The 25940-nt window shown below is 61.5% G+C and carries 28 protein-coding genes; 14 read left to right on the forward strand and 14 right to left on the reverse strand.

The window, feature by feature from the left end; all coding sequences use genetic code 11:
• The first annotated feature begins 133 nt into the window (after positions 1-133).
• From nuoJ to BLW24_RS09680, 6 genes are read left to right on the forward strand one after another with little or no spacing between them, the layout of a single operon-like run.
• Entirely contained in the window at positions 134-643 is a 510-nt protein-coding gene (gene nuoJ / locus BLW24_RS09655) for an NADH-quinone oxidoreductase subunit J (RefSeq protein WP_090379716.1), read from the forward strand.
• On the forward strand, positions 640-948 hold the full coding sequence (nuoK, locus tag BLW24_RS09660; RefSeq protein WP_090379719.1) for an NADH-quinone oxidoreductase subunit NuoK: 309 nt from the start codon (positions 640-642) through the stop codon (positions 946-948). The genes nuoJ and nuoK overlap by 4 nt, the downstream gene beginning before the upstream one ends.
• On the forward strand, positions 945-2795 hold the full coding sequence (gene nuoL / locus BLW24_RS09665; protein ID WP_090379722.1) for an NADH-quinone oxidoreductase subunit L: 1851 nt from the start codon (positions 945-947) through the stop codon (positions 2793-2795). Before nuoK ends, nuoL begins: the two co-directional genes overlap by 4 nt.
• Positions 2796-2810: 15 nt before the next feature.
• Positions 2811-4340, forward strand: a complete 1530-nt coding sequence (gene nuoM / locus BLW24_RS09670) for an NADH-quinone oxidoreductase subunit M (RefSeq protein ID WP_090379725.1) — start codon at positions 2811-2813, stop codon at positions 4338-4340.
• Positions 4341-4363: 23 nt separating this feature from the next.
• Complete coding sequence (nuoN, locus tag BLW24_RS09675) at positions 4364-5839, forward strand: NADH-quinone oxidoreductase subunit NuoN (RefSeq protein WP_090379728.1); 1476 nt, start codon at positions 4364-4366, stop codon at positions 5837-5839.
• Between the two features lie 24 nt (positions 5840-5863).
• Complete coding sequence (locus BLW24_RS09680; RefSeq protein ID WP_090379731.1) at positions 5864-6715, forward strand: SDR family oxidoreductase; 852 nt, start codon at positions 5864-5866, stop codon at positions 6713-6715.
• Between the two features lie 19 nt (positions 6716-6734).
• Here BLW24_RS09680 and BLW24_RS09685 read toward each other — a convergent pair whose 3' ends face one another.
• The 6 genes from BLW24_RS09685 to BLW24_RS09710 form a co-directional block, all read right to left on the reverse strand.
• On the reverse strand, positions 6735-7469 hold the full coding sequence (locus BLW24_RS09685; RefSeq protein ID WP_090379734.1) for a hypothetical protein: 735 nt from the start codon (positions 7467-7469) through the stop codon (positions 6735-6737).
• Between the two features lie 48 nt (positions 7470-7517).
• The gene (locus tag BLW24_RS09690) at positions 7518-7898 is read right to left on the reverse strand and encodes a RidA family protein (protein WP_090250570.1); all 381 of its coding nucleotides are present in this window, start codon (positions 7896-7898) and stop codon (positions 7518-7520) included.
• Between the two features lie 147 nt (positions 7899-8045).
• Positions 8046-10154, reverse strand: a complete 2109-nt coding sequence (gene spoT, locus BLW24_RS09695; RefSeq protein WP_090379737.1) for a bifunctional GTP diphosphokinase/guanosine-3',5'-bis pyrophosphate 3'-pyrophosphohydrolase — start codon at positions 10152-10154, stop codon at positions 8046-8048.
• Positions 10155-10214: 60 nt separating this feature from the next.
• Positions 10215-10478 (reverse strand): DNA-directed RNA polymerase subunit omega, encoded by a 264-nt coding sequence (rpoZ, locus tag BLW24_RS09700; protein ID WP_090250565.1) that lies wholly within the window; start codon positions 10476-10478, stop codon positions 10215-10217.
• A 114-nt stretch (positions 10479-10592) separates the two neighbouring features.
• A complete protein-coding gene (gene gmk / locus BLW24_RS09705) occupies positions 10593-11213 on the reverse strand; it encodes a guanylate kinase (RefSeq protein WP_090379740.1) in 621 nt (206 codons plus the stop codon).
• A gap of 49 nt (positions 11214-11262) precedes the next feature.
• Positions 11263-12126 carry a YicC/YloC family endoribonuclease gene (locus tag BLW24_RS09710; protein WP_090379743.1) on the reverse strand — a complete coding sequence of 288 codons (864 nt, stop codon included), beginning with the start codon at positions 12124-12126 and terminating at the stop codon, positions 11263-11265.
• A 142-nt stretch (positions 12127-12268) separates the two neighbouring features.
• On the opposite strand from BLW24_RS09710, the gene rph reads away from it, so the two are divergent.
• The 3 genes from rph to BLW24_RS09725 all read left to right on the forward strand — a co-directional run bounded on the left by rph (position 12269) and on the right by BLW24_RS09725 (position 14153).
• Positions 12269-12991, forward strand: a complete 723-nt coding sequence (gene rph / locus BLW24_RS09715; protein ID WP_090379746.1) for a ribonuclease PH — start codon at positions 12269-12271, stop codon at positions 12989-12991.
• 40 nt (positions 12992-13031) lie between these two features.
• Positions 13032-13403 carry a DUF4870 domain-containing protein gene (locus BLW24_RS09720; RefSeq protein ID WP_090379749.1) on the forward strand — a complete coding sequence of 124 codons (372 nt, stop codon included), beginning with the start codon at positions 13032-13034 and terminating at the stop codon, positions 13401-13403.
• Between the two features lie 69 nt (positions 13404-13472).
• Complete coding sequence (locus BLW24_RS09725; RefSeq protein WP_244161127.1) at positions 13473-14153, forward strand: tetratricopeptide repeat protein; 681 nt, start codon at positions 13473-13475, stop codon at positions 14151-14153.
• A 48-nt stretch (positions 14154-14201) separates the two neighbouring features.
• Here the strand turns inward: BLW24_RS09725 and BLW24_RS09730 are convergent, their stop codons facing one another.
• Positions 14202-14981, reverse strand: coding sequence for an exodeoxyribonuclease III (locus tag BLW24_RS09730; protein ID WP_090379755.1), 780 nt, complete (start codon positions 14979-14981; stop codon positions 14202-14204).
• Between the two features lie 93 nt (positions 14982-15074).
• Between BLW24_RS09730 and pyrE the strand changes: the two genes are divergently transcribed.
• The gene (gene pyrE, locus BLW24_RS09735) at positions 15075-15746 is read left to right on the forward strand and encodes an orotate phosphoribosyltransferase (RefSeq protein WP_090379758.1); all 672 of its coding nucleotides are present in this window, start codon (positions 15075-15077) and stop codon (positions 15744-15746) included.
• Complete coding sequence (locus tag BLW24_RS09740; RefSeq protein WP_090379761.1) at positions 15739-16332, forward strand: DUF4124 domain-containing protein; 594 nt, start codon at positions 15739-15741, stop codon at positions 16330-16332. Before pyrE ends, BLW24_RS09740 begins: the two co-directional genes overlap by 8 nt.
• A 2-nt stretch (positions 16333-16334) precedes the next feature.
• On the opposite strand, the gene BLW24_RS09745 is transcribed toward BLW24_RS09740, so the two are convergent.
• From BLW24_RS09745 to coaBC, 5 genes are all read right to left on the reverse strand, one after another.
• Positions 16335-16781, reverse strand: coding sequence for an acyl-CoA thioesterase (locus tag BLW24_RS09745; RefSeq protein WP_090387685.1), 447 nt, complete (start codon positions 16779-16781; stop codon positions 16335-16337).
• A 134-nt stretch (positions 16782-16915) separates the two neighbouring features.
• Complete coding sequence (argB, locus tag BLW24_RS09750) at positions 16916-17821, reverse strand: acetylglutamate kinase (RefSeq protein WP_090379764.1); 906 nt, start codon at positions 17819-17821, stop codon at positions 16916-16918.
• A 31-nt stretch (positions 17822-17852) separates the two neighbouring features.
• On the reverse strand, positions 17853-20450 hold the full coding sequence (locus tag BLW24_RS27150; RefSeq protein ID WP_090379767.1) for a phosphomannomutase/phosphoglucomutase: 2598 nt from the start codon (positions 20448-20450) through the stop codon (positions 17853-17855).
• Positions 20451-20494: 44 nt separating this feature from the next.
• Positions 20495-20950, reverse strand: coding sequence for a dUTP diphosphatase (gene dut / locus BLW24_RS09760; protein WP_090379770.1), 456 nt, complete (start codon positions 20948-20950; stop codon positions 20495-20497).
• Positions 20951-20976: 26 nt separating this feature from the next.
• A complete protein-coding gene (coaBC, locus tag BLW24_RS09765; RefSeq protein WP_090379773.1) occupies positions 20977-22185 on the reverse strand; it encodes a bifunctional phosphopantothenoylcysteine decarboxylase/phosphopantothenate--cysteine ligase CoaBC in 1209 nt (402 codons plus the stop codon).
• 190 nt (positions 22186-22375) lie between these two features.
• Between coaBC and radC the strand changes: the two genes are divergently transcribed.
• Positions 22376-23050 (forward strand): RadC family protein, encoded by a 675-nt coding sequence (gene radC / locus BLW24_RS09770; protein WP_090379776.1) that lies wholly within the window; start codon positions 22376-22378, stop codon positions 23048-23050.
• On the opposite strand, the gene BLW24_RS09775 is transcribed toward radC, so the two are convergent.
• Positions 23047-24552, reverse strand: a complete 1506-nt coding sequence (locus BLW24_RS09775; RefSeq protein ID WP_090379779.1) for an ABC transporter substrate-binding protein — start codon at positions 24550-24552, stop codon at positions 23047-23049. The two genes, radC and BLW24_RS09775, sit on opposite strands and share 4 nt — an antisense overlap.
• Positions 24553-24897: 345 nt before the next feature.
• Between BLW24_RS09775 and rpmB the strand changes: the two genes are divergently transcribed.
• Both rpmB and rpmG read left to right on the forward strand, forming a co-directional pair.
• Positions 24898-25134 (forward strand): 50S ribosomal protein L28, encoded by a 237-nt coding sequence (gene rpmB, locus BLW24_RS09780; protein ID WP_090240685.1) that lies wholly within the window; start codon positions 24898-24900, stop codon positions 25132-25134.
• A gap of 10 nt (positions 25135-25144) precedes the next feature.
• Positions 25145-25300 carry a 50S ribosomal protein L33 gene (rpmG, locus tag BLW24_RS09785; protein ID WP_007894709.1) on the forward strand — a complete coding sequence of 52 codons (156 nt, stop codon included), beginning with the start codon at positions 25145-25147 and terminating at the stop codon, positions 25298-25300.
• A gap of 172 nt (positions 25301-25472) precedes the next feature.
• Here rpmG and BLW24_RS09790 read toward each other — a convergent pair whose 3' ends face one another.
• Positions 25473-25838 carry a cupin domain-containing protein gene (locus BLW24_RS09790; protein ID WP_090379782.1) on the reverse strand — a complete coding sequence of 122 codons (366 nt, stop codon included), beginning with the start codon at positions 25836-25838 and terminating at the stop codon, positions 25473-25475.
• Positions 25839-25940: the final 102 nt, after the last annotated feature.

Raw genomic sequence — 25940 nt, forward strand, 5'->3', positions numbered from 1 at the left:
TGAAACTGCGTTGAAAACAGACTCGGAATGCTCATGTACAAAAGTACACTCCGCTTCCTCGCCTGTTTTCGCCTTGCCTCAGCTGCGCTCGCGACGGCCTAAACAGACTCCTACGGAGATATAGAGGATCTATATGGAATTCGCGTTCTACTTCGCCGCCGGTGTGGCGGTGGCATCGACGGTGGGGGTGATCACCAACACCAACCCGGTGCATGCCTTGCTCTATCTCATCGTCTCGCTGCTGGCGGTGGCGATGACTTTCTTCGCCCTCGGCGCGCCCTTTGCCGGAGCCCTGGAGATCATCGTTTACGCCGGCGCCATCATGGTGCTGTTCGTCTTCGTGGTGATGATGCTCAACCTCGGTCCGGCGGCGGTCGAGCAGGAGCGCCAGTGGCTGAGGCCCGGTATCTGGTTTGGGCCGGCGCTGCTTTCGGCGCTGCTGCTGGGTCAGCTGCTGTATGTGTTGTTCGAGTCGCCCAGTGGCGCAGTGCTGGGTTTGCAGACGGTTGATGCCAAGGCGGTGGGTATCGCGCTGTACGGGCCTTATCTGCTGGTGGTCGAGCTGGCCTCGATGCTGCTGCTCGGTGCACTGGTCGCGGCCTATCACCTCGGCCGTCACGATGCCAAGGAGCCAACCGCATGAATGCGATTCCCATGGAGCACGGCCTGGCACTGGCCTGCGTGCTGTTCAGCCTCGGCCTGATTGGCCTGATGGTGCGGCGCAATATCCTCTTCGTGCTGATGAGCCTGGAGGTGATGATGAACGCCACCGCCCTGGCCTTTATCGTGGCCGGCAGCCGTTGGGCTCAGCCTGACGGCCACGTGATGTACATTCTGGTGATCACCCTGGCGGCCGCCGAAGCCAGTATTGGCCTGGCGATCCTGTTGCAGCTGTATCGCCGCTTCAACACCCTCGATGTCGACGCTGCCAGCGAGATGCGCGGATGAACCTTCTATTGCTGACCTGTGTCTTTCCGCTGCTGGGCTGGTTTCTCCTGGCCTTCTCGCGCGGGCGTTTCTCGGAAAACCTCTCGGCGCTGATCGGCGTGGGCTCGGTGGGCCTGTCTGCCCTGACTGCGGCCTGGGTGATCGTGCAGTTCAACCTCAATCCGCCGGCAAATGGCGTGTTCACCCAGGTGCTGTGGCAGTGGATGAGCGTGGCCGGTTTCGCGCCGAGCTTCACCCTCTACCTGGACGGCCTGTCCGTGACCATGCTCGGCGTGGTCACGGGTGTGGGCTTTCTGATCCACCTGTTCGCCAGCTGGTACATGCGCGGTGAAGAGGGCTACTCGCGGTTCTTCGCCTACACCAACCTGTTTATCTTCAGCATGTTGCTGCTGGTGCTGGGCGATAACCTGCTGCTGCTGTATTTCGGTTGGGAAGGTGTGGGGCTGTGCTCCTACCTGCTGATCGGGTTCTACTTCAAGCACACGCCGAACGGCAATGCAGCACTGAAGGCCTTTATCGTCACCCGTATCGGTGATGTATTCATGGCCATCGGCCTGTTTATCCTGTTCCTCCACTTGGGCACCCTGAATATTCAGGAGCTGATGGTGCTGGCGCCGCAGAAGTATGTGGAAGGCGACAGCTGGCTGTGGATCGCCACGCTGATGCTGCTCGGCGGCGCAGTCGGTAAATCCGCCCAACTGCCGCTGCAAACCTGGCTGGCTGACGCGATGGTGGGGCCGACTCCAGTCTCCGCACTGATCCACGCGGCCACCATGGTCACCGCCGGCGTCTACCTGATCGCCCGTACCCATGGCCTGTTCCTGCTGACGCCGGACATTCTCGAGCTGGTCGGCATCGTCGGCGGTGTGACCCTGGTGCTGGCTGGTTTTGCCGCGCTGGTGCAGACCGACATCAAGCGCATCCTCGCCTATTCGACCATGAGCCAAATCGGCTACATGTTCCTCGCCCTCGGCGTGGGTGCCTGGGACGCAGCGATCTTCCACCTGATGACCCACGCCTTCTTCAAGGCCCTGCTGTTCCTCGCTTCCGGTGCGGTGATCAACGCCTGTCACCACGAGCAGAACATCTTCAAGATGGGCGGCCTGTGGAAGAAACTGCCGTTGGCCTACGCCAGCTTTATCGTCGGCGGCGCGGCCCTGGCGGCGCTGCCGCTGATAACCGCCGGCTTCTACTCCAAGGATAAAATCCTCTGGGAAGCCTTTGCAAGTGGTCATCAGTGGTTGCTCTATGCCGGCCTGGCGGGCGCCTTCCTGACCTCGATCTACACCTTCCGCCTGATCTTCATCGCCTTTCATGGCGAGCAGCAGACCGAAGCCCATGCCGGCCATGGCGTCGCTCACTGGCTGCCGCTGGTGACGCTGATCGTGCTGTCGACCTTCGTCGGTGCGCTGATCAGCCCGCCTCTGGCCGGTGTGCTGCCGCAAAGCGTCGGGCATGCCGGCGGTGAGGCCAAGCACAGTCTGGAAATCGTCTCCGGGGCCATCGCGATCATCGGCATCGTCCTGGCTGCGCTGCTGTTCCTCGGCAAGCGTAGCTTCGCCACGGCGGTGGCGCAGAGTGCACCGGGGCGCTTCCTCTCGGCCTGGTGGTTCGCCGCCTGGGGCTTCGACTGGCTCTACGACAAGCTGTTTGTGCAGCCCTACCTGCTGCTTTGCCGGCTGCTCGGGCGTGACCCGATCGACCGCAGCATTGGCCTGATTCCGCGTCTGGCGCGAGGCGGCAACGCCTTGCTGGCCAGCAGCGAGACTGGTCAGGTGCGTTGGTATGCCACTTCGATTGCCGGGGGCGCCGTGCTGGTGCTCGCCGTCCTCCTGTTTCTGAATTAAGGAAAATAGCCCGTCATGATTCTGCCCTGGCTAATCCTGATCCCCTTTATTGGCGGCTTGCTGTGCTGGCAGTGCGAGCGCTTCGGCAGCACCTTGCCGCGCTGGATCGCCCTGCTGACCATGTGCCTGCTGTTCGGTCTGGGTCTGTGGCTGTGGGCCACCGGCGACTTCAGCCTGGCCCCGGCGCCAGGCGCTGCGCCGCAGTGGGCGGCGGAGTTCCAAGTGCCGTGGGTCGAGCGCTTCGGCATAAGCGTGCACCTGGCGCTGGATGGCCTGTCAGTGCTGATGATCAGCCTCACCGGCCTGCTCGGTGTGCTGTCGGTGCTCTGCTCGTGGAACGAGATTCAGAACCGCGTCGGTTTCTTCCACCTCAACCTGATGTGGATTCTCGGCGGCGTGGTCGGCGTGTTCCTCGCCGTCGACCTGTTTCTGTTCTTCTTCTTCTGGGAAATGATGCTGGTGCCGATGTTCTTCCTCATCGCGCTCTGGGGTCACAGCGGCAGCGACGGCAAGACACGCATCTACGCCGCCACCAAGTTCTTCATCTTCACCCAGGCCAGCGGCCTTGTGATGCTGGTGGCAATCCTCGCCCTGGTGTTCGTGCACTTCGATCAAACCGGCGTGCTGACCTTCAGCTACGCCGACCTGCTGAAGACCCAGATGGCGGCGGGCACCGAGTACATCCTGATGCTCGGCTTCTTCATCGCCTTCGCGGTGAAGTTCCCGGTCGTGCCGTTCCACTCCTGGCTGCCCGATGCCCACGCACAGGCCCCGACCGCCGGCTCCGTGGACCTGGCCGGCATCCTGCTGAAAACTGCCGCCTATGGCCTGATGCGCTTCGCCCTGCCGCTTTTCCCCAATGCGTCGGCAGAGTTTGCACCGATCGCCCAGTGGCTCGGCGTGTTCGCCATCATCTATGGCGCCCTGCTGTCCTTCGCGCAGACCGATATCAAGCGCCTGGTGGCCTTCTCCAGCGTGTCGCACATGGGTTTTGTGCTGATCGCCATCTACTCCGCCAGTGAAATTGCCCTGCAGGGCTCGGTGGTGCAGATGATGGCCCATGGCCTCTCCGCTGCGGCACTGTTCATCCTTTGCGGCCAGCTCTACGAGCGTGTGCATACTCGTGACATGCGCGAGATGGGCGGAATCTGGGCACGCATGCCCTGGTTGCCGGCCGTTAGCTTGTTCTTTGCGGCCGCAGCACTGGGCCTGCCGGGTACCGGCAACTTCGTCGGTGAGTTCCTGATTCTGATTGGCAGTTTCCAGAGTGCGCCGTGGGTCACTGTGCTGGCCGCTACCGGCCTGGTATTTGGCTCGGTCTACTCGCTGATCATGATTCATCGCGCCTACTTCGGCCCGGCCAAGGCGGACACTGCCCTGCCTGGCCTGAAAGCGCGCGAATTGAGCATGGTGCTGGGCCTGGCCGTGCTGCTGATCTTGCTGGGTGTCTACCCGCAGCCGGTGCTCGACACCTCGGCCGCCACCATGCAAGGCGTGCAGCAGTGGCTGGGTAGCGCCCTCAATCAACCTGTTCTGGCCCGGTAAGCTGCTCAATGGAAAGTCATGCTATGCAACTGACGACTCAACATTTCATCGCGCTGCTGCCGCTGCTGATCACCAGTGCCACTGCGGTGCTGGTGATGCTGGCAATTGCCTGGAAACGCAACCATGCGATGACCTTCGGCATATCGGTGCTGGGCCTCAACCTGGCCCTGCTGTCGCTGATACCAGCCCTGGGCGTGACGCCCATCGAGGTCACCCCGCTGCTGCTGGTGGACAAGTTCGCCTGCTACTACATGGCCCTGGTGCTGGCTTCGACCCTGGCCTGCGTGACACTGATCCACGCCTATCTTGGCGGCGAATCGGGCAAGGGCTATCCGGGCAACCGCGAAGAGCTGTATCTGCTGATGCTGCTGTCCGCCGCTGGCGGCCTGGTACTGGTCAGCGCGCAGCATCTGGCTGGCCTGTTCATCGGCCTGGAACTGCTGTCCGTGCCGACCTACGGCATGATTGCCTACGCCTTCTTCAACAAGCGCTCGCTGGAAGCCGGCATCAAGTACATGGTGCTGTCGGCCGCCGGTTCGGCCTTCCTGTTGTTCGGCATGGCCCTGCTCTATGCCGAGTCCGGCAGCCTGACCTTCGCCGGTATCGGTGCCAAGCTGGCCGCCGATGGCCTGCCGAGCATGCTGGCGCAGATTGGCGTAGGCATGATGCTGATCGGTCTGGCGTTCAAACTGTCGCTGGTGCCGTTCCACCTTTGGACGCCAGACGTCTATGAAGGTGCGCCGGCACCGGTGGCCGCCTTTCTCGCTACGGCCAGCAAAGTTGCGGTGTTTGCCGTGCTGCTGCGCCTGTATCAGGTATCGCCAGCGGCTGCCGGCGGCTGGCTGAATGACCTGCTGACGCTGATTGCGATTGCCTCGATCATCTTTGGCAACCTGCTGGCGCTGCTGCAGAACAACCTCAAGCGTCTGCTCGGTTATTCCTCCATCGCGCACTTCGGTTACCTGCTGGTGGCGTTGATCGCCAGCAAGGGCCTGGCCGTGGAAGCGGTTGGCGTTTACCTGGCCACCTATGTGCTGACCAGCCTGGGTGCGTTCGGCGTGATCACTTTGATGTCGACGCCCTACAGCGGCCGTGATGCCGATGCCCTGTACGAATACCGTGGGCTGTTCTGGCGCCGTCCGTACCTGACCGCTGTGCTGACCGTGATGATGTTGTCGCTGGCCGGCATTCCGCTGACGGCCGGGTTTATCGGCAAGTTCTACGTGGTTGCTGCCGGTGTGCAATCGCAGCAATGGTGGCTGCTGGCCGCTCTGGTGCTCGGTAGCGCCATTGGCGTGTTCTATTACCTGCGGGTGATGGTCACCCTGTTTATGCTCGAGCCGAACCTGCGTCGCCACGATGCACCCTTCAACTGGGCGCAGCGTGCTGGCGGCATGATGCTGCTATTCGTTGCCGTGCTGGCCTTCTTCCTCGGTGTGTATCCACAGCCGCTATTGGTGCTGGTGCAACAGGCCAGCTTGGTGGCACTGTTGCCCTGATAAATAACCAGGGAATACGCAACGATGAGTAAGACACTGATGATCGCCGGCTGTGGCGATGTCGGCAGCCGTCTGGGTCAGCAGCTAAGCGCTGCAGGCTGGACGGTGTATGGCCTGCGCCGTAGCGTGGCACTGCTGCCACAGGGTATTCGTCCGGTTGCCGGTGATCTGCAGGCCGATGCCTGCCCGGCCACCTGGCCGAGCGAACCGCTGGATTACCTGGTGTATTGCGCGGCCGCCACCGAACACGATGAGGCCGGCTATCGCGCCGCCTATGTCGACGGTCTGCGCCGCGTGCTTGGCTGGTTGGCGCAACAGGGGCAACGGCCCAAGCGCCTGCTGTTTGTCTCCAGCAGTGGCGTGTATGGCCAACAGCTCGGTGAGTGGGTGGATGAGGCTTCGCCAGCAGAAGCCGATAGCTACTCCGGGCGGATCATGCGCGAGGCCGAGCAGCTGGCTTTGCATAGCGGACTGCCCGCCAGTCTGGTACGCCTTACCGGCATCTACGGCCCAGGCCGCGAATGGTTGCTCAAGCAGGTGCGCCAAGGCTATCGCGTGGTCAGCGAACCGCCGCTGTACGGCAACCGCATCCATGTCGATGACGCGGCGGGGCTACTGGCCTATCTGCTGCAGGCCGATGCCCGTGGTGTGGAGCTGGATGACTGCTATATCGGCGTCGACGATCAGCCGGCGCCGCTGCATGAGGTGGTGGCCTGGTTGCGCGAGCAGCTGGAGGTCAGCCATTGGTCCGAGCAGTCGACGGTGCGCCGCTCGGGCAGCAAGCGTTGCAGCAACGCCCGCGCCCGCGCCCTGGGCTGGGAGCCGCATTACCCGAGTTATCGCGAGGGGTACCGGGCGATTCTGCAGCAGCTGTAGCTTGGCGTTTTGCGCGGGTTTAGCGTTTGACCAGCAGCCAGCGCTGCTGGCCTTTGTAGTAGCTGGGCATTTCATCGATCTGCGAGCGATTGAGCGCTTTGAAGACGCGCAACTGATCGCCTTCACGCTCGAACAGCCAGCTTTGCCCCTGGTCGCCCAGTTGCAGCCAGAGGCTGTCGAACTCGCCGCTCATGGCCGCACAGTCACCTGCCAGACACAACGCATAACGCTCTGCGCCTGGCAGCCCCAGCAGGCTGCCATCGGCCTGGAACAGCACCAGGGCGCCTTCGCCCAGGCCTTCCTTGATCAGCCAGGTGCCGCCCAGGTAAGCGCTGTACAGCGCCTGCTCGAAGCTGCTCCCCGGTGGCGCCAGTAGGCCGGGCGCTGCGGGTGCGCGGACAAAGCGCTGCTCCGGCCAGGTATCGCTCTGCGCCTGAATCAGTTCGCCGTGGCTGAGGCTCAGGGTTTCCTGAAAGTCACCATAGAAGTGCACGCGCAACTGGCCATCGGCCTGGCGCTCGAAGCTGCCTTCGCCATGCTCGAAACCATTGCTGAAGCTGGCGAGCTGGCGCTGGTTGTCGAGTTGCCATTCCAGATTGGGGCCGTAGGCCTGCAGGGCCTCGCGCAGGTTGCCGCTTTCGACGGCCGCTTCAATGGCGGCCTGGTTGATCCAGGTGCCGCTGGGGTCGTGTGAAGGGCTGGCGCAACCGCTGAGCAGGACGCCGGAGAGCAAAGCAACAAACAGGCAACGCATGCGGCGTCCTCAAGAGGGATGGGCGGGGCAGCGGCCCCGCCGAGGGGCTTATTCAAGAACCAGAATAGCGTCCATTTCTACCTGCGAGCCACGTGGCAGGGCGGCTACGCCGATGGCGGCACGGGCCGGGTAGGGCTGCTCGAAGTAACGGCCCATGACTTCATTGACCTTGGCAAAGTGCGACAGGTCGGTGAGGAAGATGTTCAGCTTGACGATGTCCTTGAACGAGCCGCCAGCCGCTTCGGCCACGGCCTTGAGGTTCTCGAATACCTGCACGGTCTGGGCTTCGAAGCCTTCCACCAGTTCCATGGTTTTCGGGTCCAGCGGGATCTGCCCGGACATGTACACGGTGTTGCCTGCCTTGATCGCCTGGGAGTAAGTGCCGATTGCGGCTGGGGCCTTGTCGCTGGTGATAACGCTCTTGCTCATGGGAACTCCTGTAAAGCTGATGTGGAGGAACACTGCAGCGCAAATGGGCGCGCTGCCAGTTAGATTGCCTAGGTTGGGTGAAAGCCACAGCGGCTGTCAAAGTACAGCTGGTGGCTGATTGCGCTGTTCAATTTTGAAGTTGGCCGATCAGGCGCGCGCGCGGGTGATGCGGATTACCCCGGTCAAGGCGCGTAGTTTCTTGATCACCCGGGCCAGGTGTACACGGTCATGCACGCTGACCACCAGCTGTACGACGCTGATACGACCATCGCGCTCGTCCATGCTGATCTTCTCGATGTTGCCGTCAGCGGCGTTGACGCTGCCGGCCAGCAGGGCGATCAGGCCGCGCTGGTGCTCAAGCTCGACGCGCAGTTCGACATTGAACTCGCCGGTAACGTCCTTGGCCCAGGACAGCTGGATGCATTTTTCCGGGTTGTGGCGGATCTCGCCGATGTTCTTGCAGCTGTCCAGGTGCGCCACCATGCCTTTGCCGGCGGACAGGTGGCCGACAATCGGATCGCCCGGAATCGGCGTGCAGCATTTGGCGTAGCTCAGCACCAGGCCTTCGGTGCCACGGATGGCCAGTGGGCCCTCGCTGCTTGGCAGCGCTTCGTTGCTGTCGCTGAGCAGGCGGCGCGCGACCACGTAGGCCATGCGGTTGCCCAGGCCGATGTCTTCGAGCAGGTCTTCGATAACGTCCTGATGGTATTCGGCCAGCACCGCCTTCACCCGCTCCGGCGAGAGCTTGTCGACGCGGCTGTCGAAACCGGCGAGCACCTTGTTCAGCAGGCGCTCGCCGAGGCTGATGGATTCCGAGCGGCGCTGCAGCTTCAGAGCGTGACGAATATGCGTGCGGGCCTTGCCGGTGACCACGAAGCTCAGCCAGGCCGGGTTTGGCCGGGCGCCGGGGGCGGTGACGATTTCCACCGTCGAACCGCTTTCCAGGGCTTGCGACAGCGGCGCCAGGCGGCGGTTGATGCGGCAGGCGATGCAGGTGTTGCCGACATCGGTGTGCACCGCGTAAGCGAAATCGACCGCCGTGGAGCCTTTCGGCAGCTCCATGATGCGGCCCTTGGGCGTGAACACGTAGACCTCGTCGGGGAACAGGTCGATCTTCACGCTCTCGATAAATTCCAGCGAGTTGCCGGCGCGTTGCTGCATCTCCAGCACGCCCTTGACCCACTGCCGCGCGCGCGCGTGGCTGCCCTTGGGCTGGTCTTCCTCGTTGGATTTGTACAGCCAGTGTGCGGCAATGCCGTTGTTGGCCAGTTCTTCCATCTCGCGGGTACGGATTTGAATCTCGATCGGTACGCCGTGCATGCCGAACAGCGTGGTGTGCAGCGACTGGTAGCCGTTGGCCTTGGGGATTGCGATGTAATCCTTGAAGCGGCCGGGCAAGGGCTTGTACAGGTTGTGCACGGCGCCGAGCACGCGGTAACAGGTGTCGACCTTGTCGACGACGATGCGGAAGGCATAGACGTCCATGATTTCGTTGAACGCCCGGCGCTTGCCGCGCATCTTCTGGTAGATGCCGTAGAGGTGCTTCTCGCGGCCCATCACCTCGCCTTCCATGCCTTCACGGGCCAGACAGTGGGTGATCGACTCTTCGATCTTGTTGACGATTTCCTTGCGGTTGCCCCGAGCACGCTTGACCGCTGTGCGGATGCGCTCGGAGCGCATCGGGTGCATGGCCTTGAAGCCCAGGTCTTCGAACTCGATGCGCATGCTGTGCATGCCCAGGCGGTTGGCAATCGGTGCGTAGATTTCCAGGGTTTCCTTGGCAATGCGTCGGCGTTTTTCGCCGGACAGCACTTCCAGGGTGCGCATGTTGTGCAGGCGGTCGGCCAGCTTGACCAGAATTACCCGGATATCGCGGGCCATGGCCATGGCCATTTTCTGGAAGTTTTCGGCTTGCGCTTCGGCCTTGGTCTCGAAGTTCATCTGGGTCAGTTTGCTGACCCCGTCGACCAGTTCCGCCACGGATTCGCCGAACTGCGCGTCCAGAGCTTCTTTGGCGATGCCGGTGTCTTCGATCACGTCATGCAGCATCGCGGCCATCAGGCTCTGATGGTCCATGTGCATGTCAGCCAGGATGCTCGCCACCGCCAGGGGATGGGTGACGTAGGCTTCGCCGCTACGGCGGCGTTGGCCGTCGTGGGCTTGTTCGGCGTAGAAATAGGCGCGGCGAACCAGGTTGACCTGGTCGCCGTCGAGGTAGGTCGAAAGTCTGTCGGCGAGGGCGTCTATGCTCGGCATGGGCGTTCCCCTTGCCGATTCAGATGACCCTGCGCCTGACGACGTCGACCCGGCATAGGCTTACAGAGGCTCGTTAGCCTCTTCCTCGAATGCAGCAAACAGTGGTTCTTCTTCGACGATATCGTCTTGGGCGATGACATCGTAGCTCATCAGGCCAGCGGCGATTTCGCGCAGCGCGACTACGGTCGGCTTGTCATTTTCCCAAGCCAGCTTCGGCTCTTTGCCACCGGTAGCCAGTTGGCGCGAGCGCTTGGTAGCGAGCATGACCAGCTCGAAGCGGTTATCAACGTGATCCAGGCAATCTTCGACGGTAACGCGGGCCATGGTGTTCCTCGTAGCAAATGCGTAATAGAGCTGGGCCCAAATGGGCGAGCGGACTGGATAGTCTAAAAAATCACCAGCATTAAGGGAAGCTTTGATTTGTCGCGGCGGGATAAGTCAGACCAGTAACTCGCTGAGCAAACCGCTGTGGCGTTGCTGCTGCGGGCCTTGCAGCAGCTGATTGGCGCGGAAAATCGCCTTCAGATCGCTCAGCGCGTGGGCGAAGTCATCGTTGATCAGCAGGTAGTCGTATTCGACGTAGTGGCTCATCTCGCTGACGGCTTCACGCATGCGTCGCTCGATGATCTCGCCGCTGTCCTGGCCGCGATTGGTCAGGCGGTGACGCAGCGCTTCCTGGGTCGGCGGCAGAATAAAGATGGATTTGGCTTCCGGCATCAGCCGACGTACCTGCTGCGCGCCTTGCCAGTCGATCTCCAGAATCAGGTCGAAGCCGTCGCGCAGGGTCTGTTTGACCCATTCCTGCGAGGTGCCATAGAGGTTGCCGAAGACTTCCGCGTGTTCGAGGAATTCGGTCTTGTCGAGCATGGCGTGGAATTGCTCGCGACTGACGAAGTGGTAGTTCACCCCGTCTACCTCGCCTGGGCGCATGGCGCGCGTGGTGTGCGACACGGACACGCGGATCTGCGCTTCGCTGTCGATCAGCGCCTTGACCAGGCTGGTCTTGCCCGCGCCGGATGGGGCGGAAACGATATAGAGGGTGCCGGTGGTTATGCTCATGGATCAATCCTGAAACGCGTTGTTCGAAGAGTAGCAGTAGCGGTTTGCCTTACTCGATGTTCTGCACTTGTTCGCGCATCTGCTCGATCAGCACTTTCAGGTTTACCGCCGCCTGGGTGCTGCGGGTGTCGAAAGCCTTGGAGCCAAGGGTGTTGGCTTCGCGGTTGAGTTCCTGCATCAGGAAGTCCAGGCGCCGGCCGGCTTGCCCACCGGTTTTCAGCACGCGTCGCACTTCACTGACGTGAGTGCTGAGGCGGTCCAGCTCTTCGGTGACATCGCTTTTCTGCGCCAGAATCACCAGCTCTTGCTCCAGGCGCTGCGGGTCGAGTTCGGCCTGCATCTCGGCACAACGGTCGATAATTTTCTGGCGTTGTCCGGCAAGCATCTGCGGTACCAGTTCGCGTAGGGCAGCCACCTGTTCGAGGATGCTGTCCAGGCGCTCATTGAGTAGCTTGGCCAGCTCTGCGCCCTCGCGTTCGCGGCCTTTCTTCAACTCGGTCAACGCTTCGTTGAACAGCGCCAGAGCCCTCTGGTTCAGGGCTTGCGGGTCGGCAGCATCGGCTACCAGTACACCAGGCCAGCCAAGCACTTCCAGTGGGTTGAGTGCGGCGGGCTGCTTGATCAGGCCAGCCACGCTTTCGGCGGCGGCGACCAGTTGCGCGGCGCGCTCCAGGTCAACTTGCAGGGCTTTACCAGCATTGTCGTCGCTAAAGCGCAGGGTGCACTCGACTTTGCCGCGCGACAGGCCATTGCGCAGTGCTTCGCGCGCCGCGCCTTCGAGGTCACGAAAGCTTTCCGGCAGGCGCAGGTGAGGTTCCAGGTAGCGATGGTTGACCGAGCGCAGCTCCCAGCTCAGGGTGCCGTTGGCTCCGGCCTGCTCGGCGCGGGCGAAGGCGGTCATGCTGTGGATCATGGGGCGAACCTCGCGAAAAGTCGGAACGAAAGGCGCAGGATTGTAGCGCAGTGCGTCGGCCGCTCCCAATTCGGCACACCCGCTACGGGCTTACGGCCCTATAATGCCGAGCAGATTTTTTATTCAGAGCAGGAATTCCTAAATGAAACGTCCTAGTGGCCGCGCCGCCGATCAGTTGCGCTCGATTCGCATCACCCGCAACTACACCAAGCATGCCGAGGGTTCGGTGCTGGTGGAGTTTGGCGATACCAAAGTGATTTGCACGGTCAGTGTCGAATCGGGCGTTCCGCGCTTTCTCAAAGGCCAGGGCCAGGGTTGGTTGACCGCCGAGTACGGCATGCTGCCGCGCGCCACTGGCGACCGTAACCAGCGTGAAGCCAGCCGTGGCAAGCAGGGCGGCCGCACCCTGGAAATTCAGCGCCTGATTGGCCGTTCGCTGCGCGCCGCGCTGGATATGTCTAAGCTGGGCGAGAACACCCTGTATGTCGATTGCGATGTGATCCAGGCGGATGGTGGCACGCGCACCGCATCTATCACCGGCGCCATGGTGGCGGTGATAGATGCGCTGAAAGTGATCAAGAAGCGTGGCGGCCTGAAAGGCGGCGATCCGCTCAAGCAGATGATTGCTGCCGTATCAGTGGGCATGTATCAGGGCGAGCCAGTGCTGGATCTGGACTACCTGGAAGACTCCGCGGCTGAAACCGATCTCAACGTGGTGATGACCAGCACTGGCGGCTTTATCGAAGTGCAGGGCACTGCCGAAGGTGCGCCGTTCCAGCCGGCCGAACTGAACGCCATGCTGGCGTTGGCGCAGAAGGGCATGACTGAGCTGTTCGAGCTGCAGCAAGCGGCTCTGGCTGACTGATTGAGCTGTACTACAAGTCTGTAACGCAAGGAGAAGCACCATGAGCGACGAGTCCCAAGCGCCACAGCCGGTTCCCGGCCCTGAAGCCCGCCAGTGGGCGATGTTCTGCCACTTTGCTGCCTTTCTCGGACTGGTGTTTCCCTTTGGTAATTTGCTTGGGCCGTTGATCGTCTGGCAGATCAAGAAGGATCTGGATCCGTTCGTCGATGCTCAAGGCAAGGAAGCGCTGAACTTCCAGATCAGCGTGGCCCTGGCTGCACTGTTGTGCTTCCTGCTGATGGTGGTGGTGGTTGGCTTCCCGCTGCTGGTGCTGGTCAGCATCGCAGCGTTGGTGCTGACCATCATTGCCGGGATCAAGGCTAATGAAGGCCAAGCGTATCGTTATCCGTTCTGCTGGCGGCTGGTGAAGTAATTTTTAGAAGTGAGAGGGCGTTGACCCTCTCTTGTGAGCAGGGATGACGTGGTAATGAACGCAAGGGTTATGTTGTTGGCGCTGCTGTGTCTGGGTTTGGCAGGCTGTGGTGAGGCGCCGGAGGCGCTGGCTGCCATCAGTGAGCGGGCGCAGGTACAGGCGCTCAAGACTGAGGCGGAGCAGCTTCACGACGAAGGGCAGACAGGGCAGGCCATCGCCAAGTTCGAGGCGGTGGTAAAGAGTCCCGCCGTCAGTCCTGCGCAGAAGGCCGACGTCTTACGTTATATCTCGCTGGGCTATTACGAGTTGGGGGATTACCCACGTTCGGGCGAGTATGCCGCGAAGGCCGCGGCTCTCTATCCCGAGGGTAGCTACAACTATCTGGTGAACATGGCGGACGCCGATCTTATGCAGGATAGGGTCCCTGACGCCGTGGCCAAGCTTGAACGGGCCTTCGCGCTTGAGCCACGCCAGTTGGCAGTGAATAACGTGCTGGGCCTGGTTTATCTGGGAGACAACGGCGCCGAGTACGCGGATTACGACAAGGCGCTGCCCTATAACAAGACCGTCTTCGAGATTGCACCGGGGCGGATCACCGAGATCGTGCTGGCGCGCAACTACCTGATGCTCGAGGACTACGCGCTGGCCGGGCAGCACCTGAGCGATCTCAGTCGGCGTTATGCGGATGATGCATACGTGCACAGCCTATTGGCTCAAGCGCAGGCTGGAGTCGACGCAGCAGGTGAGTGAAACGCTGAAATAGAGACATGAAAGCCGGTTGATGCCGGCTTGTCATGTTCAGACGCTGAGTAGCCAGTCGTAGTCGACGATCAGCGGCGCGTGCTGCGAGAAGCGTGGCTGGCGCGGCAGGCGGGCGCTGCGGATGCTGCGGCGCATGCCGGGCGTGAGCAGCTGATAGTCGAAGCGGTAGCCGAGGTTGAGCAGTTCGGCCTGCTCGCTGTCCGGCCACCAGCTGAACTGGTCGCCTTCGCGGCTGACTTCGCGCAGCGCATCGACATAGCCCATGGTGCCGATCACTTCATCCAGCCAGGCGCGCTCCGGGGCAAGGAAGCCTGGTGATTGCTGGCAGTCGCGCCAGTTCTTCACGTCGAGCTTCTGATGCGCCACATAGAACGAGCCGCAATAGATGTACTCGCGGCGCTTGCGGCGCTGCTTGTCCAAATAATGGGTGAAGTCGTCCATAAACTTGAATTTCTGATTCAAGCTTTCATCACCCTGCTGCCCCGAAGGCATCAGCATGGTGGCAATACTTACTTTGTCGAAATCGGCCTGCAGGTAGCGCCCATAGCGATCGGCCATTTCAAAGCCGAGGCCGCTGATTACCGCCTTGGGTTGCAACCGCGAATACAGCGCCACGCCACCTTGGCTTGGCACTTCTGCATCGCAGGCATAGAGGAAATAGCCATCCAGTTGGAGGGCTTGGTCGTCCAGTTCAAAGGCGGAGGCGCGGGTGTCCTGCAGGCAGATGACGTCGGCATTCTGTGCTTGCAGCCAACTGAGCAAACCGCGCTCGACTGCAGCATGAATACCATTCACGTTCACACTGATGATCCGCATAAATGGCCCCCAAAATCACGTGCGTGTATGATACCCTAGCTCACCTCTATTAGCTAAATTACCTAGTAAATCCGTGCTGTCCGGGGCTTTTTAATGCAAGCGTATCAACGTGACTTCATCCGTTTTGCCATCGAGCGTGGGGTTCTGCGCTTTGGCCAGTTCACCCTGAAATCCGGGCGTATCAGTCCTTATTTCTTCAATGCCGGGCTGTTTGACAGCGGTTTGGCCCTGGCTCAGCTCGGGCGCTTCTATGCGGCGGCTGTAGTGGACAGCGGTATCGAATTCGATGTGCTGTTTGGCCCGGCATACAAGGGTATTCCCCTGGCGGCGACCACTGCAGTGGCGCTGGCCGAGCACCATCAGCGTGATGTGCCCTGGTGTTTCAACCGCAAGGAAGCCAAGGATCACGGCGAAGGTGGCACCCTGGTGGGTGCTCCGCTGGCGGGTCGTGTGTTGATCATCGATGACGTGATTACCGCTGGCACGGCGATTCGTGAAGTGATGCAGATCATCCAGGCCCAGGGCGCGCAAGCCGCCGGAGTGCTGATCGCGTTGAACCGCCAGGAACGCGGTACAGGCGAGCTGTCGGCGATTCAGGAAGTCGAGCGCGACTATGGCATGCCAGTGGTGAGCATTGTGTCGCTCGAACAGGTACTGGAATATCTGGCAGAGGATGCTGAACTCAAGCAGTATCTGCCAGCGGTAGAAGCTTACCGTGCTGAATACGGATCTAACCTGCCGATAAGGTGCTGTATCGATGCATAGACCTGCCCTGACCTGCTGTTCGCTGTTGCTAGGCCTACTGCTGCCGGTTGTAGCGGGTGCGGCTGAGTTGTACCGCTATGTCGATGACAAGGGCACCACGGTGCTTAGCCGTCAGGGTGTGCCGCCGGAGCACATCAGCAAAGGCTATGAAGTGCTGAATGATCAGGGGCGAGTGATTCAGGTGATCCCGCCTGCCCCGAGCCCTGAGGAGATGAAGCGCATTCTTGCCGAAAAGGCCCGGGCCAGCTCTGATGCACAGCTACTGCGGCTGTACAGTACGCCGGACGAGGTCGAGCGTGCACGTGAGCGTAAGCTGGTCGAGCTGGATGGTCTGATTGGGGTGGCGCGCGGTAATCTGCAGTCGGTGCGTACGCAGCAGGCCAATCTGCAGAGTCAGGCCGCCGACCACGAGCGCGCTGGGCGTGCGGTGCCGGCGCATCTGCTGGCGCGGATCGATAATCAGAAAGCCGAACAGGCGCGCCTCAAGGGCGACATCCAGCGTTATCAGGCCGCGCGTAAAGAGGCGGACAGCAGCTTCAATGCTGGCCGTGATCGGCTCAAGGAACTGCTGGGCCGTAACCAGTAGTTTTATTGCTCGGGCGCGCAGTGCTCAAAGGCCAGAATTTTCTCCTTCAACCATGCCGGTAGCGGACTGCTGCTGCGGCTTGTGCTGTCCGCGTGTACGTAAATCACTTCGCCGGCGGTCAGCGCCTGCTCGCCGCACCAGATGCCCACGGCAAAGCTCAGGCTGGAGCGGCCAAGGCGGGCGACGCGAATACTGATGTGCAGCTGATCATCAAAGCGTGCGGGTGCCAGGTATTCCAGTACGGTCTTGATTGCGAAGAAGTCGCTGCCGTTACGGCTCAGGTCATCCGGGTAGCGAATGCCCAGGGCGCGAAAGTATTCGGTGATGGCGACATCGGCATAGGTCAGGTAGTGACCGTTGAACACGATGCTCTGCGGATCCACTTCGGCCCAGCGCACGCGCAGCGTGTGGAAAAAACTGAAGGCTTCGCGGGGCGGTACGGTTGGCATGCGGTACACCTCTGGCTGGCAGTGCAGGTTCACTGAGCTTCGGTGTTGCGGCGGCCTGCTGCAAGAGTTGCAGCAGGCTATCAGGCGGCTGAATCAGCCAGGATAATCGGCTGATTCGCATTGCAGGTAGCGACTTAGTGGCGCTTGCGGTTGCAGATCAGGGTACCCACACCGCTGTCGGTGAAGATTTCCAGCAGTACGGCGTTCGGTACGCGACCGTCGATGATATGGGCGCTGGTCACTCCGCCTTGCACCGCTTCCAGGGCGCAGCGGATCTTCGGCAGCATGCCGCCGTAGATGGTGCCATCGGCGATCAGGCTGTCGACCTGTTCGGTGGTCAGGCCGGTGAGCACCTGGCCTTGCTTGTCCATCAGCCCGGCGATATTGGTCAGCAACATCAGCTTCTCGGCCTTCAGGGCTTCGGCGACCTTGCCGGCCACCAGGTCGGCGTTGATGTTGTACGACTCGCCGTCCGGACCGACGCCAATCGGTGCGATTACCGGAATAAAGTCGCCTTTGACCAGCATGTTCAGCAGGTCGATGTTGACCCCAGTAACTTCGCCGACATGGCCGATATCGATGATTTCAGGCTGGGTCATCTCCGGCGTCTGCCGGGTTACGGTAAGTTTCTTCGCGCGGATCAGTTGGGCGTCTTTGCCGGTCAGGCCGATGGCGCTGCCGCCGTGCTGGTTGATCAGGTTGACGATGCTTTTGTTGACCTGGCCGCCGAGGACCATTTCCACCACGTCCATGGTCGCGGTATCGGTGACGCGCATGCCGTCGACAAAGTGGCTTTCGATGGACAGGCGCTTGAGCAGATCACCGATCTGCGGGCCGCCGCCATGCACCACCGCCGGGTTGATGCCGACCGCTTTCATCAGCACGATGTCGCGAGCGAAGCCTTGCTTGAGCTCTTCACTTTCCATGGCGTTGCCGCCGTATTTGATTACCAGCGTCTTGCCGACGAAGCGGCGGATATACGGCAGCGCTTCGGACAGTACCTTGGCGACGTTGGTGGCGGCATCACGTTCGAGGGTCATGCAGGGCTCCAGTAGACAATTCGCTAATCAATCAGAACGGCAGGTCGAGGTCGGGCGCCGCGCTGTACAGCTGGGCGCGGAAGACTTCCTTGATCCGTTCGAGTTCTTCTTCGGTTTCCGCCTCGAAGCGCAATACCAGCACCGGTGTGGTGTTGGAAGCGCGCACCAGGCCCCAGCCTTTTGGGTAGTCGACGCGCACGCCATCGAGGCTAGTGATATTGCCTTCACCCCATACGCCGTCGCGCTGCAGGCGTTCGATGATGCTGAACTTGCTCTGCTCGGTGACCTGGATATTGATTTCCGGGGTGGCAATGTCGTTGGGGAAGGCGCTGAACACGTGTTCGGCGTTGCGGCGATCCTGGCTGAGGATTTCCAGCAGGCGCGCGGCGGCATAGATGCCATCGTCAAAGCCGAACCAGCGTTCCTTGAAGAAGATATGCCCGCTCATCTCGCCGGCCAGCAGCGCGCCGGTTTCCTTCATTTTTTTCTTGATCAGCGAGTGGCCGGTTTTCCACATCACCGGCCGGCCGCCGTAGCCGCTGATCAGCGGGGTCAGGCGGCGCGTGCATTTGACGTCGAAGATGATGTCGGCGCCGGGGTTGCGTGACACCACGTCCTTGGCGAACAGCATCAGCAGGCGGTCCGGATAGACAACGGTGCCGGTATTGGTCACCACGCCGACGCGGTCGCCGTCGCCATCGAAGGCCAGGCCGATGTCAGCTTTCTCGCTTTTCACCTTGGCGATCAGGTCCACCAGATTTTCCGGCTTGCCGGGATCGGGGTGGTGGTTGGGGAAGTTGCCGTCGACTTCGCAGTACAATGGAATGACCGAGCAGCCCAGCGCCTCGATCAATTGCGGGGCGATCACTCCGGCCACGCCGTTGCCGCAATCGACTACCACGCGCATGGGCTTGGCCATGGCGATATCGTCGCGGATCTGCGTGAAGTAGCGTTCCAGCACATCAACCTGTTCGACCGTGCCGACACCGCTGGCCAGGTCGTTGTTGTCGATGCGTGCTTTCAGGGCCTGGATCTGTTCGTTGGCCAGGGTGTCGCCGGCGATGACGATCTTGAAGCCGTTGTAGTCGCGCGGGTTATGGCTGCCAGTGAGCATCACTGCTGATTTACCAGTGAGGATATGCCCGGCGTAATACACCACGGGCGTCGGCACCATACCGACATCGCTGACGTTACAACCGCAGTCGAGCAGGCCCTGGATCAGCTGCTGCGCAAGCTCTGGACCGGACAGGCGACCGTCGCGGCCGACGGCGATGTTCGGCTCGCCCTGGGCCAGGCTCTGCGAGCCGATGGCGCGGCCGATCCAGTAGGCGGTTTCGGCGTTCAGGGTGCGGCCGACCACGCCGCGAATGTCGTAGGCGCGGAAGATATCGGCGGGCAGCTTGGGCGCTTTCGCCTGCACGGGAGCGGGCGCCGGCTCATCGAGGCCAAGCAGGTCCTGATCTTCGTCGAGAATATCGATGTCGAGGATGTCGGTGTCCTGAAACAGTGGGTCGGCCATGGCGCTGGCAGGCGTCTGCATGGCGGCGACTCCTGGATTGGCTGCACCTGCATTGGCCGTCGGGGCGGCGGCCTGTTCAGTGGCGCGGCGCGGCATGCGCGCGAGGTTCTGCGCGAGGATATCCAGAGCGGGCAGGCTCAGGCTAAAGGCTTTGACGGCCTTGCCTGCGCTCAGCTCCTTGAGCATCTGCCCCAGTTGCAGCACGTCGTCACGCAGGTGACGTTGCAGATTGCTCTGCAGCAGGTAGAGGCCGGCAATTGCACCAGCCAGGGCCAGCAGCCCGGCGATGGCCAGTAGCAGCGGCGAGAATACCGGGTTGGTCAGTGACGGGCCGGGGGTAAAGCTGACTGTCCAGTTGGGGTTGCCGGTGCTAAATGCTTGCGCGGTGCCTTGCGCGTCGCCGCGCTGGGCGAGGACCTGGGCCGCGGTGTTGTTGAACTGCTGGATCAGCTGGATCTGGCCGATTTCGGCGGGCATCACCGGCAGACTGGCGAGCAGGCGCTCCAGGTCCACGGCCAGCAGCAGCGTGCCATGCAGCGGCTCACCTTCGCTCAGGCGCAAGGGCGCGGCGCTATACACCAGCCAGCGTTGGCCGACCTTGTAGGCCTCCGGTGCGGGCGTCTGGCCGTTTTCTGCACGGCGCAGCATGTCCAGTGCGGCGAAGTTCATCGGCGCGCTGCGGCCCATGTCATGCACAGCCTGGCCGCGGGCGTTGAGGTGCGCGTCGACCACCCCGTGCCAGTAAGTGAGATTGCGTTCGGCGTTGCGGATCTGATTGATGTCCTGGCTTTGCAGGGCTTGTAGCAGTTGCGGGTTGCGCGCGGCTGCTTGGGTGTCGGCGCTCAGTTGCTGCAGGGCTTTCTGCAACACGGTCGCCTGACCGCCACCCCAGGCTTGGCTGAGTTGTTGCAGCTGCTGTTGGTAGGCGCTGTTGAGCGGCCCGAACCAGAGCAACGCACCGGCCAGAATGATGCCGGCCAACGCCGCCAGCACACCTGGCAACAGGGCGTTGGGGCTGTTCTTGGCCGCTTTGGCGGCGGGGGCACTGGTCAATTGGGCGCTGGCGGTTACTCCGTCAGCGTCCTTGGCCGTGCGCTTGAAGAGTTTCATGCAGCGTCTCCTCGGCAATTCATTCTGGAATTAGATTAAGGCAATCAATGGCTACCGGAGTGGCCGAAGCCGCCTGCGCCGCGTTGGCTCTCATCAAACTGTTCAACCAGCTCGAAATGCGCCTGTACCACCGGTACCAGAATCAGTTGCGCGATACGCTCACCGATAGCGACGGTGAAGGCGCTCTGCCCACGGTTCCAGCAGGACACCATCAATTCGCCCTGGTAGTCCGAGTCGATCAGGCCGACGAGGTTCCCCAGGACGATGCCATGTTTGTGACCCAGGCCCGAGCGCGGCAGGATCATCGCGGCCAAACCGGGGTCACCGATGTAGATCGACAGGCCGGTAGGGATCAGTACGGTTTGTCCGGGTTCCAGCACCAATTCCTGCTTGAGCATGGCGCGCAGGTCGAGGCCAGCGGAGCCTGGCGTGGCGTAGTGCGGCAGGGGAAATTCATTGCCCAGGCGCGGGTCGAGAATCTTGGCTTGTAAGGCGTGCATATCGGACTCGGTTCTGTAAGTGGGTGTCAGCAGTTGGCCATGCGATCGGCAATAAAGCTCACCAGCTGACGGGCAATCTTGTTCTTGCTGGTCTGGGCGAAGCTGCTTTGTTGAAGTTCACGGTCGATGATGGTGATGGCGTTTTCTTCGCTGTTAAAGCCGATGCTGGGATTGGCCACGTCATTGGCGACGATCAGGTCGAGATTCTTGTCACGCAACTTGCGCGAGGCGTATTCCAGCAGGTTCTCGGTTTCGGCGGCAAAACCGACGCTGAACGGGCGATCAGAGCGCCCCGCAAGGGTGGCGAGAATATCAGGGTTGCGCACCATTTGCAGGAGCAGGCCATCACCACTGGTGGGGTCTTTTTTCAATTTGTGCTGGGCGACCACTTCCGGGCGGTAATCAGCGACGGCGGCCGCGGCGATCAGCAGGTCGCAGGGCATTGCGGCTTCACAGGCGGCAAGCATGTCGCGGGCGCTGGTGACGTTGATGCGGGTGACGCGCTCGGGGGGGGGCAGGTGCACCGGGCCGCTGATCAGGGTGACCTTGGCCCCTGCTTCGGCAGCGGCTTCGGCGAGGGCAAAGCCCATCTTGCCGGAGCTGTGGTTGGTGATGTAGCGCACCGGATCAATGTTTTCCTGGGTCGGGCCGGCGGTGATCAGCACATGCTTGCCGGTCAGTGCCTGATGCTGGAAGCAGTCGGCGGCACATTGCACCAGTTGCTCGGCTTCGAGCATGCGGCCCAGGCCGACATCGCCGCAGGCCTGGCTGCCGGCGGCAGGGCCGAACAGGTGCAGGCCGCGTTGGCTCAGCAGTTGGGCATTGGCCTGGGTCGCCGGGTCGCGCCACATGGCCTGGTTCATGGCCGGTGCTAATGCCACAGGCGCATCGGTGGCCAGTACCAGGGTGGTCAGCAGGTCATCCGCGACGCCCTGGGCCAGGCGCGCCATCAGGTCGGCAGTGGCGGGGGCGATCAGCACCAGATCAGTCCAGCGTGCCAGCTCGATATGACCCATCGCGGCTTCGGCTTCGGGGTCAAGCAGGTCGAGGTGTACCGGATGCCCGGAGAGGGCCTGGAGGGTCAGCGGGGTGATGAATTCGCGACCACCTTTGGTCATGACCACGCGCACGTCGGCGTCCTGGTCCTTGAGTCGGCGAATCAGCTCGGCACTCTTATACGCGGCAATACCGCCGCCCACGCCAACAATGATGCGTTTCCGATACAGCCGCTGCATAGGCCTGCCTTTTATAGAGATGGATATACACCGCGACGCTGACACCTCCCCAGGTCAGGCGCCGCGCAAAAGTTGGGCTACGATAGCACAAGGGTTGTATGCGAGTAGCGCTGCCAAATGCTTGCCTGGCTTGGCTTTGCGCGCGCTGGCGTGGCGCGTTGTCGCGCCTTTTAGCACACATGGAGGTGTGATGAGTATTCGTGATTGGCCTGCGGCAGAGCGCCCGCGGGAAAAGTTGCTGGCACAGGGCGCAGTCACCCTGACCGACGCGGAGTTGCTGGCGATTTTCTTGCGCACCGGGGTGGCCGGGCAAAGCGCGGTTGATCTGGCGCGTCATCTGTTGGGGGATTTCGGCAGTCTACGGGCCTTGTTGCAGGCGGATCTGCCCTCGTTCAGCCAGCGCCTGGGCCTGGGGCCGGCCAAATTCGCCCAGTTGCAGGCGGTGCTGGAGATGGCGCGTCGTCATCTGGCCGAGCAGTTGCGCCGGGATTCGGCGCTGGAAAGCCCGCAAGCTGTGCGTGATTACCTGAAGGCGCTGCTGCGCCATGAGCCGCATGAGGTATTTGGCTGTTTGTTTCTCGATGCCAAGCACCGTGTGCTGGCGTTCGAGGCGCTGTTTCACGGCTCCATCGACAGTGCCAGCGTTTATCCCCGGCAGGTGGTCAAGCGCGCCTTGGCACACAACGCGGCGGCACTGATTCTGACCCATAACCATCCGTCCGGTGTTGCCGAGCCCAGTCAGGCGGATCGGGTGCTAACCCGTCGCCTGAAAGAAGCACTGGAGCTGGTGGATGTGCGCGTACTCGACCACTTTATCGTTGGCGACGGTGAGCCGCTGTCGATGGCCGAGTACGGCTGGCTTTAAGGGTTCAAACGCACTTTGGAAAAGTCCTGGCGACCGAACGGGCTGACCTGATAACCCTCGACCTGCTTGCGCGTCAGCGCATAGGCGGTCGGGTGGGCCAGTGGCAGCCACAGCGCCTGCTGCTGAATGATCTGCTGCGCTTCCTTATATATCCGGCTGCGCTGCGCCTGGTCGCTGGTGCGTTTGCCGTCGGCGATCAGCTTGTCCAGTTGCGGGTTGCAATAACGGGCGAAGTTCAGCCCGGACTCAAGCGAGGCGCAGGCAAATTGCGGGGTGAGGAAGTTGTCCGGGTCACCGTTGTCGCCGGCCCAGCCCATGAATAGCAGGTCATGTTCGCCGGCCTTGGCGCGGCGAATCAGCTCGCCCCATTCGATCACGCGAATTTCCGCCTTGATGCCGACTTTGCCCAAGTCAGCCTGCAGCAGTTGTGCGCCCAGGTTCGGGTTAGGGTTGAGCACGCTACCGGTGGGGCGGGTCCAGATGGTGGTGCTGAAACCATCGGCCAGACCGGCCTGCTTGAGCAGGTCGCGGGCTTTTTGCGGGTCATGTGGGTAGCCAGCTAACTCGCTGGCGTAACTCCAGGTATTGGGCGGGTAGGGGCCGTTGGCCGCTTCGGCGCTGTTCTCGAATACCGCCTTGAGGTAGCTGGATTTGTCGAAGGCCAGGTTGATTGCCTGGCGCACGGTGGGTTGGTCCAGTGGCGGGTGCTGGCTGTTAATGCCGACGAAGGCGGTCATAAAGGCGGCGGTATGTGCACTCTTTAGCGTGTTGTCGCCGCTGATGGCCTGCACATCCTGTGGTTTTGGTGACAGGGCGATATGGCACTCGCCACGGCGCAGCTTCTGCAAGCGCACGTTGGCGTCTTTCTGAAAACGCTTGAAGACGAACGGACCGCTGCCAATCGGCTGGCTGTTGAGCGCTTGCGGGGCGCCGGCCTTCAGCAGTTGCGCGACATATTCGGCGGAATAAATCGAGGCGAAGCCCATGCTCAGGGTGGCGAGAAAAGTGGCGTCCGGGCTGTTGAGGGTGAAACGCAGGCTGTGTTCGCCGGTCTTGTCGATGCTTTTGATCAGGCTTGGCAGCTGCATCGACTGCGCGTGGGGATAGCCGCTGGGCGCAACCTTGTGCCACGGATGGGTCGGGTCGAGCATGCGCTGAAAGCTGAACAGCACGTCATCGGCATTCAGCGGGCGGCTGGGAGTGAAATAGTCGGTTTGATGAAACTGCACGTCCGGACGCAGGGTGAAGCTGTAGCTCAGGCCATCCGCGCTGACCTCCCAGGCCAGCGCCAGGCTCGGCTGCAACGTGCCGCTGACAGCATCGAAATCCACCAGGCGGTTCATCAATACGTCAGCCGAGGCGTTGGTGGTGGTCAGCGAGTTGTACTGCACCACGTCGAAACCATCCGGGCTGGCTTCTGTACAGACGCTAAGTGTGTTGGCCTGGGCCAGGGCGGGAGCCAGTAGCGGGGCGAGCAGCAGCGGCAGGTTGGCAAGGCGCATGGCAAACTCCTGACAAGGGGGGCGTGCGGGCGAGGGTCTTACCCTAGGCCATTATCCGGCGGGGGGCAATCAGGTCTTGGCGACGAGCGGTCGATCTGCGCTGTTACCGCCACCGGCTGGCCTGGGCGCCGGAATTGTGAGTTGGTCTTTGCCGGGTAAAGTACGGTTAACCTTGTTGCGCTGGGGGCTTTCTGGTATAAAGCAGCGCTCTTTTGTAGGGGCCCGGTTCTTGCGCTTTCAGGTACGGCCGGTAAGACCCTCGAGATACGCGGCGCTAAGCGCCAAGATTGAATATTAGCGGCCAACCCATGCCGGGTTGGGCATGTGGTTTTAGAGGGCTGAGGCATGTCGAGAGTCTGTCAAGTTACCGGTAAGGGTCCGGTAACCGGGAATAACATTTCCCACGCAAACAACAAAACCCGTCGTCGTTTCCTGCCGAACCTGCAGCATCACCGCTTCTGGGTCGAGTCTGAGAACCGTTTCGTGCGTCTGCGCGTTTCTGCCAAAGGCATGCGTTGCATCGACAAGCGTGGTATTGACGTCGTTCTGTCCGAGCTGCGTGCTCGCGGCGAAAAGGTTTAAGGGGAAAGTCATGCGTGAATTGATTCGTTTGATCTCGAGTGCCGGTACTGGTCACTTCTACACTACCGACAAAAACAAGCGCACCACTCCGGACAAAATCGAAATCAAAAAATTCGATCCGGTTGTGCGTAAGCACGTGATCTACAAGGAAGGCAAGATCAAGTAATTGATCTGGCTCCTTGCCGAAAAAGCCCGCCTATATGGCGGGCTTTTTCTTGCCCGGCATTCAGCCCTGTCAGCTCGGATGGCAGAGATGGATGCGTTACATGGCCATGGTCGGAAGCCCAGGCAATAAAAAGCCCGCGCAAGGCGGGCGAAGGGTGACGCATGAATAGTGATCAGTTGCTGGCTTGCTCAAAGATCACGTAGACCTTGCGGCAGGGCTCCAGCACTTCCCAGGTGCCGGAGAAGCCGGCCGGGATCACGAAACGGTCGCCGGCGCGCAGGGTCTTGGCGTTGCCATCCTTGTCGCGCAGTACCGAGACGCCTTGCAGAATCTCGCAGTACTCGTGTTCGGTGTAGTTGATGGTCCAGTGGCCGATGTCACCTTCCCAGATTCCCGCATTGAACTGCCCGCACGGGCTGCCGTAATGGTTGCGCACACTTTGCGCGGGGTCGCCCTTGAGGACTTTTTCCGCCGCTGGGCGATAGTGTTCCGGGGCGGTGGTGGCAGTGGCGAAGTCGACAATCTGTTCGATGTTCATAAGCGGGTCCGGTTGGGGATGTGCGCCTGTTCTGGCCAGGCTTGTTGTCGGTTGGGGTGGAAGTTTTCGCAGTCTATGTTTAATAAAGCACACATAACAAGG

It is taken from the genome of Pseudomonas anguilliseptica, assembly GCF_900105355.1.
GTDB lineage: Bacteria > Pseudomonadota > Gammaproteobacteria > Pseudomonadales > Pseudomonadaceae > Aquipseudomonas > Aquipseudomonas anguilliseptica.